The organism is Selenomonas sp. KH1T6, from assembly GCF_900108415.1.
Taxonomy (GTDB): domain Bacteria; phylum Bacillota; class Negativicutes; order Selenomonadales; family Selenomonadaceae; genus Selenomonas_B; species Selenomonas_B ruminantium_A.
Genome location: NZ_FNWN01000001.1, coordinates 289,278 through 303,860 on the forward strand (window position 1 = coordinate 289,278; position 14,583 = coordinate 303,860).

Here is a 14,583-nt window from a genome sequence, read left to right on the forward strand (position 1 = left end):
ATACTGGCAATAGCCCTTTGCACGCGGTTCTGCCATCTGGTTGAACCATGTGCAGAGTTCTGCAAAAAAAGTGATAGCTAATTCTCAAAAAGTCCACAATACCACGATCATGCTTATGAATTAAACGTTTTTGTGCTTTCCTAAGCCAGTCTCTGCGTTTCATCATGAACAAAGCCCCCTTCGCGAAAAAATCCTCTTTCTCAATTTTAACGCATAGGAGGGCTTCATTGATTATACGGTTAGGTTTAGTGCAGAATTATTTTGTTCCGCAGGGCTGCTTGAATCAGTCAGATTGTACCGTGCCAAGTCTCAGAAATGGCGGAAGCCCTTCTGGCTCAACGTAATCTTGGCAGGAAGATTGACCACCTCATGAACATTTACGAAAAATCCCTTGGCCTGCTTTTGGAAGTCCTTGTAGGCAGCAGAGCCTGCATATTTTTCATATGCTGCCTGATCTTCGTACATTTCCATGGTATGGATCACATTGGGCCTGTCGTGCTCTGACGTTACAAACATGCCCAGCACACCTGCCTCATCTCTGACGGCACGGACTGCCTCCTGCTTTGCCAGTGCCTGGTACTGAGCCAGGTTTTCCGGCTTGACCTCATAGCGATGCATAAAGACCACCGTTGCTACGCCACTGGTTTTTTGTTCCAGAGCGATGCCATTAGCCTCCAATATCTTGAGGCTCTTCAGCATCGGCAGCCGTGCCGCACGATAATCCTGAAAAGCCTCGCTGGTGCTATGGATGCGGTAAGCCTCGTAGCTTTCATAGATTTCCAGCAAGCGCATCAGGTCGTGATTCTTTGCATCGATAGCACCATAGAGCGCATAGGTGCCAGTCTCCTTGGCAGTTTGCGGCGCCACGGTACGAGCGCCGATTTCACCCATGGCCTGCATATTGCTGGGAGTGCTTTCCAGCATCGCCCAGTGAACCATGGGCATATTCCCTTCCGGCGTGCGGATAGGCTGAGCAAATGACAGGGAACTTGCCATAAAAATTCCTCCCAAGGCCAACAACATCGTCTTTTTCAGATTCAATTTGAAATCCATCATTTTCTTCTCGCCTTTCCTTTTCTCACTCACGGCAAAACACGCTCCCTTCTCTTATTTCTGATACTGTTCCGCAAAGCCCAGGCACTTGCCCAGCACTTCTCCTGTTTTCACATACTCATAAGTAGGCATTTCAAAGAGAATGGGCTGCAGCTTGCGGTAGTCAATCTTGCCCTTTTCCGTGAGCTTATCTTCTTCCACAAAGGTGTGGTCGATTTTCAGGATGAAGCTTTCAAAGGTTTCCGTCTCGTAAATATCTTCCACGCTGCATTCCATGGTCAGAGGAGATTCGGTCAGCAGAGGGGCGCCGGATTCCCCTGTGGTATAGGCGAACACTTCCGACTTGTCCACCTTGGCACCGCTGACCTTGCCCACATAGGAAGCCGCCGGCAGCATGGCTTCGCTGACAATATTCAAGGACAAAGCCCTGTTTTCCTTCACACCCTTATTGGTGTAATGGGGCTTGGCCATGCTCACCATCACCCGGTCATGACCGATGATGCCCACATGTCCGGCCAGCAGCCAGTTGGCCTTGCCGCCCACCATAGCCCCCACAACCACCAGCGGCGTAGGATATAAACCAAGTACTGAACCGATATCTTTCTTCATGGCTGAAGCTCCTCTCACTTGTTCTTCTCAGCGGCTATCTGGGGCAGCGTCTTGCCCCCCACACCCCAGTTTTCCGGCTCGTTTTCTTCCACCAGCACGAAAAACGCCTGAGGAGGCATGCCCAAATCCTCACTGGCTACCCTCGTGATGTCGGCAATCAATTTGGCTTTCTGTTCCGTCGTTGCTTTGGCGGTCTTTACAGCAATAAATGGCATTTTGATGCACTCCTTTTGGCAAACTTCTTTAACTTAATGAATTAACCTTTGTGAATTTTGGCAATATACCTGCTCCAGCCAGCCCCGATTTGCCAGCTCCTGATCCAGGGCGGCTTTTTTGCCCAGCAAGGCCCTGGCGGGCACATAGGGATAGTCACTGCCGTAGAGAATGTGCTCCTGGTCTGTTATCTGCAGCAGCATGGGCAGGGCATCCGGCGTGGGATCGCCGGCCAGGTCAAAGTACAGGCTGCCAATGCTTTGTTCCATATCCACCGGCTCCATCATCTTCATGCCCGCCAGCATCTGGAACATCGCTTTGGCTCTTTGCTTCATATAGGGCAGGAAGGAACCGCAATGCGGCACCACCACCCGCACCTGGGGATAGCGTGCCAGCTATTATTTATGAAGCCAGCTTCAATTTTTGTCACCTGGAACAACCTTCAAAGTAAGAACAGCCCTTCGCAAGCAAAAAGAGCCTGCCTCAAGCAAGCTCTCCCTTTTGCCTCTTACGGCAACTTATTATACTCTTTTTCCTCTACCGGTTCGCACCATTCGCTGGAAGCATTCTCTCCCGGCACTTCTATTGCCAGATGCTGGAAGGCGGAATCCTTGGCCGCGCCATGCCAGTGCTTGACATTAGCAGGGATATGCACCACATCACCGGCCTTCAGCTCCTGCGCCGGCTTGCCCCACTCCTGATACCAGCCACGTCCGGCGGTGACCAGAAGCATCTGCCCGCCACCCTTGTCAGCATGATGGATATGCCAATGGTTGCGGCAGCCCGGCTCAAAGGTCACATTGCCGATGACCACCTGCTCGGTGGAAATCATATTGAGATAGCTCTTGCCGTCAAAATACTGGGCATAGTTGACATTTTCACCGCCCACCGGGAACATGCTGGTTGCCTGGATGGCTGCCAGATCCATACCAGCGTTTCCATTCGTTTTCGCATTCTCAGCTGCCGGCTCGTTATAAACCTCTTTCGCCAGATTGAAGGCCGCCCAGGCCTTGGGCCAGCCGGCATAGAAGCCCAGCTGGGTGATGACTTCAGCCATTTCTGCTTTGGTGACACCATTCTTCTTGGCCGACTGCAAATGATATTTCAGGGAGCTGTCCACCATCCCGCTGGCTACCAGCGCCGATACCGTCACAATGCTGCGGTCATGCAAGGACAAAACATCGTTCTTCGACCAGACCTCGCCAAAGAGGATATCGTCATTATAACGGGCAAAGTCCGGAGCAAACTCACCGAGCTGCTGCCGTCCTGCCGTCTGTGTTACCTTCACTGCTGCACGTTTATTCGTATCTCCCATTGCTGCTGCCTCCACGGTAAATAAATTCACTGTCATAAAAGTTGCGGCTGCTAGTCCTGCCGCGATGATTTTTTTCTTCATCCAGGTCTCCTTTTCCTGCTCCTTTCACCCTCTGACTGCCACTCTAGCACTTGAAGTTCACTTCAAGTCAAGCAAAATTTTCGAGAGCACAGATATTCCGCCCGCTGATTGCCCGCTTCTGTCGCAAGGATATGTTTAATCAACACGCCCTAGCCCATGCCAGGTTATAACGCAGCCCCAATTTTATACGCCATATCGGCAAAGGAAGATTTCTCCACCAAGGAACGTGCCCCGCAGCCGGTGGCCATCACCTGGCCCACATCCTGCCATTCCATGTAGCGTACCAGTGTTTCATAGTGATTGACCAGCGCCTCCATCGTCCAGTCAGCGCTGTTGTAGGCCGTAGCCATCATGATAGATTTCTTGCCATGCAATTTTCCCGTGCGGGAATAGAATCTGTCCACGATGACTTTCAGCTGCGCCGACATGCCGAAATAGTAAAGAGGTGTCGTCAGCACAATAAGATCAGCCTCCAGCATCTTGGGCATCAGCTTATTTTCGATGGCATCCTTAAAGATACAGGGGCCGTCCATGCCGCATTTGTCACACCCCTGGCAGGGATGCGTTTCCTCATGGGCTGCATCAAAGGTAAAGACCTCATGGCCAGCACTTCTGGCCCCCTCGGTAAACCTGTCCGCCAGGTAAATTGAGGTTGATTCTTCTTTGGGATGTGGACTGCTGGTAATCACGACAATTTTCATTTTTGTTCCCCCCGACACGCTTCCTTTTTCCGGCACCACATTTTTCTTAGGCCCGCCATCAGTCAAGGCTGACAGACCGCAGCCTGACAAAAACAAGGTTATAGCGCCCGCAGTGGTGACTTTCAAAAACTCTCGTCTATTCACACACACCACTCCTGTAAATAAATGACACCATGTAATCTTTCTTGCTGACTATTATATATTTATAATGACACAATGTCAATATCATCCGTAAAAAAATGACCGCCTACATAACGGTCATTTTCCCTCAATCCTATGGCACAAGCCAGCAGCCGAAGCCTCGCCGCCAATCAGCGAATAAAGTTAGTGGCTTGCCACGGCTCTTTTTCCGGCAAGCCAAACTGCTCCTTGCCCAGATGGATGCTCTTCATCAGGAATGTCATATTACGCGCCAGTGTCCGCATGGTCTGCATGCCCTCAGCATCCTGCGCAGCCTCGCCCGGCGCTCCCCCATGGGCACTATTCCAGTATTGACTGGCTGCAATGGGCATACCCGAGATGGTGAAGAACTTATTGAGCTCATCAAAAGTTGCCGACAAACCGCCACGCCGAGCCACCACTACACTTGCCCCCACCTTCATGGTCTTGTCAAAGCTGGTGCTGAAGAACATGCGGGTCAGGTAAGCGACCAAGGTAGCATTGGCTGAAGCATAGTAGACTGGACTGCCCACCACCAGGCCATCACACTCAGCAAACAGGGGCGCGGTTTCATTGACGATATCATCAAAGACACATTTCCCCTTCTGAGCGCAGGCCCGGCAGCCTATGCAGCCACGAACAGCCTTATTGCCCACCTGAACCATTTCGACCTCTACACCATTTCCCTCAAAGACCTGCTTCATTTCCTGCAAAGCCATTGCCGTATTGCCCTGGGGATGGGGAGAACCGTTGACCATCATGACTTTCATTGCAAACACTCCCTAAAATACACATTTTCCTAGGAATTACCCTCAGTAACATTTTACCAAAATTTTCCGCCAGGAAAAAGCTTTTCCGTGCATTGCATAAACCTTCAGCTAAATATTCCATTCTTCATCTACAGAACCGCCGATAAAGAGAAGTACTGGCATATTTTACCCAAAATAGATAGCGCTGCACTTGACTCTTTACCTCCCTTCTGGCCGAGTTCCTTCCACCCCAGATGCTTCATAAGGTTCTGATAATAATACCCAAGAGCATCATCGAAGCCATCCCCCCGCTGCCATGAGGAGGACAGAATCCTTCTTGGGATTTGCATAATGGGGGTCGCACTCTGCCACTGCAAATAAACGGTCAAAGGCCGTGCGGAGCTATCCGCTTAGATTCCAGTAGTATAGCGGCGATGCAAGAACTACTACATCTGCTTCACGATAGGCAGGATAAATCTTGTCCATGTCATCTTTCTGATGAGCCTGTTCGCTTCAATGATGTGATTTTTCTTGTCTACCCGCTTTGGTGGAATACACTGCCAATGGCCGTAGAAGGTTTCTTGAAGCAATATGATTTGACAGGAAAGACACTTATCCCTATCGTAACCCACGGCGGCAGCGGTATAGGCGAGAGCCTCAAGGCCCTCCATAAAGCAACACAGGCCAAATTCCCAGAAAGCTATCTCTGGATATCTACAGCAGCGATATTCCGGCCGCAAGGCAGAAAATCACGGACTACCTCAATGACATCAGCAAGTTATCTCTACCCAAGCGCAGAACAGGACATAAGTAAATGGGGTGCTGCATAAGTTGTTTTCACTCATACAGTACCCCATTTTTGCGGCTACGCGCCAGTTTTTCTTCTGCTGTTGTGTTGCCGCCTCTCATGGCCAGCACTACACCGATTGAAATAAGCGCAAAACCAGGCAGGAAGTATCTGGTCATAGCTTCATCCAGTAACCAGTACCCAAGGATAGTTCCAACCACCGGCTGGAAAAACATGAACAGTCCACCGATGGAAGCATCCATGTAAGTCAGGCCTTTACTCCATAGAACAAAGCCTGCTGTAGTTGAAACAACACCCACATAGAGCACCGAACCCCATATTTGCGGCATAGCCATCGCATTCAAGTCAGCTTCGTTAAAAAGCCACCAAAGCCCATAGGGAGTCAGCACCGTAAATGATATCAGCACGCCATAGAACGTCAGGGCAAAAACAGAGTAGTGGCTGAGCATCTTCAAGAGTATGGACATCAAGGCCCAAGTGATTGCCGCTATACAGAGGTATATTCCCCCTAGCAAACTGCCAGTCTGAAGATTTTCCGGGTCTACCACTATGAGCAGTACACCTGCAGTGGCCAGGATAACAGACATCAGTCGACTCAAATTGAACCGCTCATGCAGCATCAGGCAGCCAAAAACCACCATGAATGCCGGTGTCGCTGCTGTTATCACCGAGCCCATCTGCGCTGAAGTCAGCATTGTGCCGGATTCCTGAGTGACAATGGATATTGTCTGCCCAGTCAAAGCCGCAACAAGCATCAATTTCCAGTCCTTGCGCTCTATTTTCCATGAAATTCTCTGATGGAGCATGATCAGCACCAGGGGCACCAAAGCAACCCCGTACCTCATCCACACCAGCGCCACAGGTGTGATTACCCCCACCGTAAGGCGAACAGCAATGAACATAGCTCCCCAGATGCTTCCTGCCAAGGACAGCAGCATAGAGCCAATAATTAGATTTCGCAACGTGTATTCTCCATTTCAAAATAAGCTTTCGCTTCCTATCTTATTACACCTCCCCCCAAAAGTAAAGCAATCTTCATACATCTCCACCTATACCAATTCCTGCCCGGCATCTTCCAGTATACGCATCTGTTCCATAGTCTGTTCTTCCGTGACCAACTGCGGTGCGCACTGCAAAACCTCAAGCCTCCACACCGCATCACTAATGTAATAGTTCTATATTTCGCTTTGCATTCCTGCTTATAAACTTTCATTTAGTTTTCAAAGTCAACCATATTCTTTCCATATACTTCTGGTACACTTTATCTTGTTCACAGGGCTTGACCTACCAAGACTGGAGGGAACAGACATGAAACAAATAAAGAAGATCAGCAAAAACATATCCGATAATGTTGCACACAGCATATACTTGCAATACGTCCGCCACTCCCTGACCAAGCTCACGACAGTAGCGGTCATGACTATGACGGTTCTAGCCCAGAGCCTGATTGCCGAGGCCCAGGCCGCTGAGCCTGACGTTACCAGAGATGTCAGGGCGCTGGAGGTAAACGGCGCCTATCTTACCGGCCTCCCCCATCGCATAAAGGCAGAAGACAGACTGATGCAAAAGATATTAGCCGATGCGATAAAGGACAATGTTAATCTGGCACAGGCTGCTGACAGCATCAGCGATGTACTGCGCTACACTTTGGTCATAAGAGATGAGGATTACAGCTGTCAAGTACCTGAGGCCATGCAGAAGCTCACAGACAGCGGCTATCAGGTGGTGAAATTCCACAATGCCTGGGGAGGCAAATTCTATCAAGGCATCAATGTACAGCTTTTAAGCCCTGCCTGGGTAAAGACTGAGCTGCAGTTCCACACCCCTAACTCCTACGCCATAAAGCAAGCATCCCACGAAGTTTACGAAATTCGCAAAAATCCTGCCTCCACCCCCGAAGAAGTGGCCGAAGCCACAGCCCAGAGCATAGCATACAATAATCAGGTAAAAATGCCGCCCGGTGCCAGAGACATAGTTTGGAAAACTATATAGCATACAAAAAAGGTGCTGTGATGAAACGTGAAAGCATTTCATCACAGCACCTACGATGTATCTCTAAAAATATTCTTCTTTTTGACCTATTGACTTTTTGACCTTTAGGGGGTATAATAATAATTGCAAAGGGAAAAGGAACTCAGATAGAGGGTTCCCCCTTAGCAGACAAAGTTAAACATCCGTGAAAGGAGATTGATCACTATGTTTGGTCTGGTTCCATTTGCATCAAGTAATGAGCTCATGAGAGAAGGCAGCTTGTTCAATCGCCTGTGGGATGCCTTTGATACCCCCTTAACCACCGCAAACAGCCTTGGCTTCAAAGTCGATGTCAAAGACAACGGCACAGCCTATGAACTTACCGCCGATCTTCCCGGCCTCAAAAAGGAAGATATAACCCTGAGCTACGAACACGACTACCTGACCCTCTCCGCTCAGAGGGAGGAAAACAATGACCAGCAGGATGAGGCAGGCAGATATTTACGTCGGGAGCGAAGCTACGGCCAGATGTCCCGTTCCTTCTACATTGCCGGTATTGATGATTCCAAGGCCACGGCAGAATTCAAGGACGGCGTACTGAAAGTCCAGCTGCCAAAAGCTCAAGCACAGCCGGAAGCCCTCCATCAGATTCCTATTTCCTGCGCTGGCTGACAGTCAACTCTCCCTATTTTTCACACATATCCGTAAATACTCATAAGGCAAAATCCGCCTTCCCGTTTGGAATGGCGGATTTTGCCTTTAATTTATTTTTCCCACATGTACACTGCCATACAGCATAACCCAACCAATTCAATCCAAATATCTACTTAAGACATATCCCAGTTTTCCATTGTAATTGACATACCAGAAATCGTCCGTTGAAGTTTTGACAAAAATAACATATGTCCCCAAGCTTTATCGTGGTCCGTCAATATTATTTCAAGAACAAGAAAATTCCTGATGACATTATGTAAATCCATCCCTTCGCCGCCAAACAACCTGTCGGGGCAAAAAAATTGACCGTCAAACATAACGGTCAATTCTGCAGTATGATAATCAGTTGCCATCCGGCACCCAGGTGCCTTTGACACCCTTCACGGCCTCGGCTGCCGTGATAATCTTGTCACCGTTATCAATATCAACCAGCTGATAGCGGTCATTGCCCATGCCCATTTCCTTCATGTAAGTCAGCTGGCGCATGCTGTGGCGGGATTCCATGCGCTCCACCAGGTCATGCTTGCTTTCTTCGGGCAGAGCATAGACGCAGTCTACGCAAGCCTGGTCAGCAGCCAGTATGTCCAGGGAAGCCACCATGCCGATATCCGGCGTGACCACAGGCTGGGCCGAGGTTCCGGCGCAGTCGCAGTCCACACTCATATTCCGCATCACATTGATAAAGGCAATCTTATCCTTGAAATGGCTGACTGTGGCCTGGGTGGATTCAGTCATGCGCTCCATGAATTCCTCATTGCTCACACCCCACTTGGAGCCTGAATCGCCGGCGTGAATCATCTTCTTGCCAATCTTGCCATCGGCGCAGCCAATGCCGATATTCTTGTTGGAACCGCCAAAGCCTCCCATGGCATGGCCCTTGAAGTGGGTAAGAGCCAAGAAGGAATCGTATTTCAGCATATCCTTGCCCACAGACATTTCTGTGAACCACTTGCCATGGGGCACAGGCAGCATGGCTGTGCCGTCAGCATCAATGATATCCACAGCAGCGAAATCAGTCCAGCCGTTGGTTTGCAGCGTCTGCCTGTGCTTTTCCGTGGTGTCACGCCCGCCGCCATAGTAGGTATTGGTTTCGATAATGGTACCCTCCGGCAGACGGTTATTCAGCATTTCTTTCACCCAGGGACGGGGAATGATATTGGGGCCATGGGGTTCACCGGTATGCAGCTTGATGGCGACCTTGCCGCCCAGGTTGTCTTTCACCCTGTCATAGAGCTTCAGCAGGCCCGCTGCCGACAGATCGCGGGTGAAGTACACCACGGACTCTGCCCCCTGCCTTTCGCTGTAGGGAATATAATGCTCCCCGCCGGTGCCGGCCACTTTCGCCTTCCCCACCTGCTCTTTGGCTCCCTTGTCTTTCTCCACCGCATCAGCGGCAAAAGTAGCACAACCAGGCAGAGCAGCCATAGCCACCGCCGCCCCTGCAAGCTTCACAAATTTCCTGCGCGTCATCTTCCGGTTCATGACATTGACCTCCTTAGCTGCTGTTTAAGCTGTCGCACTATCCTGCTCTCACTTTACCACTTGAAGCGGACTCCAAGTCAAGGCAGTATTTCACTTCTCATCGCCTTTATCCATTATGCTCTCCACAGGAAAGCACCTCTTTTACCAGTTCAAGAGCAGCTTCCTGCTTGAAGCTGCCGATGCAGGCCTCGAGCTGCCCCACGTTTTCTGACACCTGCTTTGGCAGGGCGTACTCTTTCAGCATAGTCAGGACTTCGGCGGCGCTGTCGTAGTCGAACACGCGAAGGAATTCCTCTACGGCCATCATGGCTTCAGTGAGCTGCCCCTCCTCCAGAGGAGGCTTATCCTGAGCTACTTCTGCAGGCTCACTCTCCAGCAAAAAATGCAGGTTCTCCCCCAGCCTGCGATAATCTGCCAACAAGGCCGGGGTCTTTTGCCTGATCTCCTCCAACCGACCCTCGTCGCCCAGGCTCTCCAGCCCGGCTGCCAGCTCTGACAGGCTGCCAGCCCCAATGATGCGGGCAGAGCTTTTCAAAGCATGTACCTTGATGGTGTAGTTTGCAATATCACCGCCAGCTGCAAACTTCTCCAGGGCAAAGGCGTTCTCCCCGGCAGCCCTGGCAAATTCCTTCAGCACCTCCAGGTAAAGCTGCGGGCTGCCCATGGCCTGGGCGGCTTTCTCTGTCTCTATGCCCTCTATTTTCGGCAGGGGCTGACTGTCTTCTTGGGACACCGCCCCCTCTTTTTCTATCAGCTCGGCGGGCAGGAAACGCTCCACCAGTTCCTCCAGCAGTTCCGGGTCAACGGGCTTCAGCAGGTACTCGGCAAAGCCCTGCTGCAGATACATATCCCTGGCGCCGATGACGTTGTTGGCAGTCATGGCAATCACCGGCATCTTCGGGCGGCATCTGCCTGGCTCACGGCGCAGCGCTGCCAGGGTTTCCTGTCCGTCCATATCCGGCATGCGGTGGTCCAGGAAGATGATATCGTAGGCATTTTCCCTGACCTTCTCCAGGCACTCCCTGCCGCCCCCGGCTGTATCCACGGTTACTTTGGTGGCTTTCAGCAATCCCTTCATCACCGTGAGATTCATGGGGGTGTCATCCACCACCAGCAGCCTGGCTCCAGGTGCGGTGAAGCGGGCCTTGTAGGCCTTCCTTTCCTCCAACCTTGGGGCCTGCGCCGCCTGACGGAAATCTCCGGCAGGCGCCCAACTGATGACATCCTGCAACAGGCTGAAGGAAAAGGCAGAACCTTCCCCGTAGACGCTTCGCACCTCAAGGCTGCTTCCCATCAGGGACAGCAGCTGGCGGGTGATATTCATGCCCAGCCCCGTGCCCTCCACATGGCGGTTGCGTTTTTCCTCGATGCGCTCAAAGGGAGCAAAGAGTTTCTGCAAATCCTCGGCCTTGATGCCTATGCCCGTATCCTCCACAGTCACTTCCAGGGCAATCTGCCCCTCCTGCACTTTCTTGAAGCCTGCCCGCAGTGTCACGGTGCCTGTTTCCGTATATTTCACCCCATTGGTCAGGAGGTTGGTGATGATCTGCTTCAGGCGCACCTCATCCCCGTAGAGGACTTTGGGCATGGCCTGGTCCATTTCCACCTTCAGGCTGAGGCCCTTGTCCTCGGCCCGCTTCTGGATCAGGTTCACCAGGTCACGCATGACGTCTGCCGGGGAATATTCCACGGGAATAATGGAGAGCTTGCCCGCCTCGATCTTGGAAAAGTCCAGGATATCGTTCACCAGTCCCAGCAGGCTGCGGCCCGCGGTCTGGATATCCCTGGCATAGCCGTAGGTGTCATCTTCCCCGGTGCCGCGCAGGATCATCTCATCCATGCCCAGCACTGCATTGATGGGGGTGCGTATCTCATGGGACATGCTGGACAGGAAAGCTGACTTGGCCCGGTTGGCAGCCTCGGCCTCCACCGCCATTTCCGAAAGCTCATGGGTGACCATGTGCAAAAAGCGGCTCATGCGGTAGGACAGGGGGATGATGCCATCGCTTTGATGATGGTAGGGCTGGCTATGCACCTCCGCAGGGGCGCCCTCTCCTGCCTTGCCCTCCCGGAACCCCACTGCCACGAAGGAGCTGTTCAGCACCCCGCCCTGTCCCCTTTGCAGGGAAATCTCAAAATGGCCGTGACAGTATACCAGCTCCGGGAAATAGCGGCGGTAGTAGTCCCACTCCAGATGAGCCTCCTCTTGAAGAAATTGCAGGCGGTTGCCGCAGAGGGACATGTAGACAGCTTCGGGGCCAAAGGCCTTCATGCGCTCACTGCCCGCCAGGGTGGAGCCCAGCACTTCCTCTTCTGTGCCATAGGAAAAGCAGAGTTTCTCCCCCTCATAGACAGGAACAGAGAAATAAAGCGCCCCTGCATCGCTTTTGGCCAAGGGCACCATGCAGATGGGCTTGCCCCGCCGCTGTACCATCAGGGGGAATTCACAGACATTGACAACGAAAAACTCATCCCATTCCACGCCAAAATACTTCTTGTACACCTCCAGGGCGGGCCTGCCGTCAATCTCCTTCACGCAGCCCTCCCCCACGGGCTTCCTCTCACCCAGTGTCACCTCAAACTCCCGGCCCACAGGCTGCCAGCCCAGGATGTAATCCATGTAAACGTCCAGCCTCTCCCCGGCGTAGATGGCCACCACAAAGCCGGAAGAAAGCAGTTTCCGGCCTATGGCATAGACCTCCTTCTCCTGTGCCTCTCCCCGCAGGGACTGGCCGATGGTATTGGCCATAGCCCCAAAGACAGGCAGCTCCTCCCGGCCCTCGACCACTCTGTCCATGAACCTGGTGACTGCCAGGGCAGGGTTCACGGGAAAAAGTTCCAGTCCCCGGACATGCTTCTGCCTGTCCAATATCTCCTTCAGCTGACTGGCTGCCCCTTCCTCTCCTCCGGGATTACAGGGCAGCTCCACCACCAAAATCTCTGCCTCTTCAGTTCCCAGCAGGTTCAGCTTGACCCCGCACGGATGCTCCATGTCACCGGAAATGTACTCGGAGCAGCCTGTCCGCTTCAGCCCCGGCAGTTCCCTGTCCAGACTGTCAAGAAGCTCAGTCGCCTCCTGCCAGCCATAGCCCGCCACGAAAATCTGCAGCAGGGCATCCTTAGAGGCCGGATGCCTCTCCAATTCCCGCCGCAGCTCCGGCAGGGCCTCTATCGCCTGAGGGATATCTTCGTATGCGTAATTTTTCTGCCACATAACCGCGCTCTCCTGTCATACCGCCATCAACATGCCTGTTTCCTACTTCGCGGCCAGTGCCCCAAAGTCCTTTCCCCCTGCTCACAAAAAGAAGTCAGACCCCCTGAGCTGCAAGGATGCCCCTTGTCTGCCATGAAGGCCCTCAATCAAGATGCCGTCTGACAAAATCACGGATCTCTTTGAAGGAATCCACACTTTCCTGCAATTCCGGCAGCAGCAGGGCAAAACCATGGGACATGGCGGGATATACTGTCAAGGTTATATCCACTCCTGCCTCAGCAGCCTTTCTGGCCAGGGCCAGGTTCTCATCCAGGAAAAGCTCATAGCCGCCAGTCTGGATCAGCATGGGCGGCAATCCTGTAAGGTCAGCATGCACCGGGGAAACTCAAAGCAATTGCCTTTGCGCAACACCGTTTAACTCCTATCAGATGACCTTATTATATCTCTAATAATGACACAGTGTCAATATTTTAGCTTCGCTTGGCCACGCTCCATATTCCGCCTACACTTTTTCGAAGAATCCGGTTTCCCCGACGACATCCCACCGATGGATATGCTGCCTAAATGGCAAACAGGTCCCGCACTGCTCAAGCTGCGGGGCCTGTTTTTGCGTGCAATATTCTTTTAGGACTCAACCTTCCAGTAGGATTTTGGTAACTTTTGTGCAATTTTTCGGCAGCATCTGCAGGCAGGTCTTGGCCCTTTCCAGGAGCAGTTCACTGCTTTTCTACCTCCAGGAGTTTGCACAGACAGTTATAGCTTATCTCATAGATGGAGTAATATTTGAATCCCACCTCTGCTGCCTCCATGGCCTGCCGCTGCTTGTCAGTCACCACCACATAAGGATAGATCCCATACATGAAGGGGAAATAGGCATAGAGGAAACTGACTTTTTCCTCCTCACTCATCTCCGGGCAAAACTTGTCCAGACAGTGGTGCACCGCCTTGATGGAAGCGCCATAAGCTCTTTTGAATTCCACCAGATTCTCTTGACGGCTGTTTTCTTCCATGTCGAAGTGATTCATGGACAGCAGTTTCAGGAGCCGCTGACGCTTTTCCAGAGATTGGGACAGAGCAGCGGCCAGCTCTCTGCGGCTCATGCTGGTGTGCTCTGCTATCATCCCATTCAGATCTGCCACCCACAGCTCATATTCTCTCTGCAGCAACGCCAGGAAGATTTCTTCCTTGGTGTTGAAATAATTATAGATGGCTGTGCGATTGAAAGTGGTTACCTTGCCCACTTCCTTCAAGGTGATATCCTTGAAGCTCATGGTCTCATACAACTTGGCGCAAGCATCAATAATGCTCTCCCGCCGCGCCTGCATCTCCTCTTCCGAAATTTTGGGCATCTGTTTCCTCCTTTGAATGACCTAACGTTACCTTCATCAGATACCCATATTATAGTCTCTATAATGACACAACGTCAATATAATTATCCAAAATACCTCCCCTGTGATTTCCTCACCATTTAGTAAAAAAGCCTCACAGCAATGACAAATAATTACATTGAGACC

The 14,583-nt window shown here is 51.7% G+C and carries 16 protein-coding genes; 3 read left to right on the top strand and 13 right to left on the bottom strand.

All coding sequences use genetic code 11. From position 1 onward, the window contains the following. Nucleotides 1-309: 309 nt before the first annotated feature. The 7 genes from BLW59_RS01340 to BLW59_RS01370 all read right to left on the bottom strand — a co-directional run bounded on the left by BLW59_RS01340 (nucleotide 310) and on the right by BLW59_RS01370 (nucleotide 4,901). Complete coding sequence (locus BLW59_RS01340; RefSeq protein WP_074695559.1) at nucleotides 310-996, bottom strand: antibiotic biosynthesis monooxygenase; 687 nt, start codon at nucleotides 994-996, stop codon at nucleotides 310-312. Between the two features lie 111 nt (nucleotides 997-1,107). Then, nucleotides 1,108-1,662 (bottom strand): flavin reductase family protein, encoded by a 555-nt coding sequence (locus BLW59_RS01345; RefSeq protein WP_029544258.1) that lies wholly within the window; start codon nucleotides 1,660-1,662, stop codon nucleotides 1,108-1,110. Nucleotides 1,663-1,676: 14 nt separating this feature from the next. After that, the gene (gene dmpI / locus BLW59_RS01350) at nucleotides 1,677-1,877 is read right to left on the bottom strand and encodes a 4-oxalocrotonate tautomerase DmpI (protein ID WP_074695478.1); all 201 of its coding nucleotides are present in this window, start codon (nucleotides 1,875-1,877) and stop codon (nucleotides 1,677-1,679) included. 33 nt (nucleotides 1,878-1,910) lie between these two features. Beyond that, nucleotides 1,911-2,270: an amidohydrolase family protein gene (locus BLW59_RS01355; RefSeq protein WP_318258212.1), complete on the bottom strand. Its 360-nt coding sequence runs from the start codon at nucleotides 2,268-2,270 to the stop codon at nucleotides 1,911-1,913. Nucleotides 2,271-2,383: 113 nt separating this feature from the next. Next, entirely contained in the window at nucleotides 2,384-3,190 is an 807-nt protein-coding gene (locus BLW59_RS01360) for a carboxymuconolactone decarboxylase family protein (RefSeq protein ID WP_074695561.1), read from the bottom strand. Between the two features lie 245 nt (nucleotides 3,191-3,435). Continuing rightward, nucleotides 3,436-3,972, bottom strand: coding sequence for a flavodoxin family protein (locus tag BLW59_RS01365; RefSeq protein ID WP_029544265.1), 537 nt, complete (start codon nucleotides 3,970-3,972; stop codon nucleotides 3,436-3,438). A 311-nt stretch (nucleotides 3,973-4,283) separates the two neighbouring features. Next, on the bottom strand, nucleotides 4,284-4,901 hold the full coding sequence (locus BLW59_RS01370) for a flavodoxin family protein (protein ID WP_074695480.1): 618 nt from the start codon (nucleotides 4,899-4,901) through the stop codon (nucleotides 4,284-4,286). 413 nt (nucleotides 4,902-5,314) lie between these two features. Between BLW59_RS01370 and BLW59_RS18290 the strand changes: the two genes are divergently transcribed. Then, nucleotides 5,315-5,710 (top strand): flavodoxin, encoded by a 396-nt coding sequence (locus BLW59_RS18290; protein ID WP_081348317.1) that lies wholly within the window; start codon nucleotides 5,315-5,317, stop codon nucleotides 5,708-5,710. 7 nt (nucleotides 5,711-5,717) lie between these two features. Here BLW59_RS18290 and BLW59_RS01385 read toward each other — a convergent pair whose 3' ends face one another. After that, a complete protein-coding gene (locus tag BLW59_RS01385) occupies nucleotides 5,718-6,650 on the bottom strand; it encodes a DMT family transporter (protein WP_074695486.1) in 933 nt (310 codons plus the stop codon). 346 nt (nucleotides 6,651-6,996) lie between these two features. Here BLW59_RS01385 and BLW59_RS01390 point away from each other — a divergent pair, with 346 nt between their 5' ends. Together BLW59_RS01390 and BLW59_RS01395 are read left to right on the top strand one after the other, a co-directional pair. After that, nucleotides 6,997-7,680: a hypothetical protein gene (locus BLW59_RS01390; RefSeq protein WP_074695488.1), complete on the top strand. Its 684-nt coding sequence runs from the start codon at nucleotides 6,997-6,999 to the stop codon at nucleotides 7,678-7,680. Nucleotides 7,681-7,884: 204 nt separating this feature from the next. Then, nucleotides 7,885-8,331: an Hsp20/alpha crystallin family protein gene (locus BLW59_RS01395; RefSeq protein WP_029544275.1), complete on the top strand. Its 447-nt coding sequence runs from the start codon at nucleotides 7,885-7,887 to the stop codon at nucleotides 8,329-8,331. 155 nt (nucleotides 8,332-8,486) lie between these two features. Here the strand turns inward: BLW59_RS01395 and BLW59_RS01400 are convergent, their stop codons facing one another. The 5 genes from BLW59_RS01400 to BLW59_RS01420 form a co-directional block, all read right to left on the bottom strand. Continuing rightward, nucleotides 8,487-8,726, bottom strand: coding sequence for a hypothetical protein (locus BLW59_RS01400; RefSeq protein WP_074695490.1), 240 nt, complete (start codon nucleotides 8,724-8,726; stop codon nucleotides 8,487-8,489). After that, nucleotides 8,716-9,855 carry a DUF362 domain-containing protein gene (locus BLW59_RS01405; protein WP_074695492.1) on the bottom strand — a complete coding sequence of 380 codons (1,140 nt, stop codon included), beginning with the start codon at nucleotides 9,853-9,855 and terminating at the stop codon, nucleotides 8,716-8,718. Before BLW59_RS01405 ends, BLW59_RS01400 begins: the two co-directional genes overlap by 11 nt. A gap of 106 nt (nucleotides 9,856-9,961) precedes the next feature. Then, on the bottom strand, nucleotides 9,962-13,069 hold the full coding sequence (locus BLW59_RS01410; protein ID WP_074695494.1) for an ATP-binding protein: 3,108 nt from the start codon (nucleotides 13,067-13,069) through the stop codon (nucleotides 9,962-9,964). 142 nt (nucleotides 13,070-13,211) lie between these two features. Next, a complete protein-coding gene (locus tag BLW59_RS01415) occupies nucleotides 13,212-13,445 on the bottom strand; it encodes an alpha/beta hydrolase (RefSeq protein ID WP_318258204.1) in 234 nt (77 codons plus the stop codon). A gap of 340 nt (nucleotides 13,446-13,785) precedes the next feature. Continuing rightward, a complete protein-coding gene (locus BLW59_RS01420; RefSeq protein ID WP_074695496.1) occupies nucleotides 13,786-14,418 on the bottom strand; it encodes a TetR/AcrR family transcriptional regulator in 633 nt (210 codons plus the stop codon). Nucleotides 14,419-14,583 lie beyond the last annotated feature (165 nt).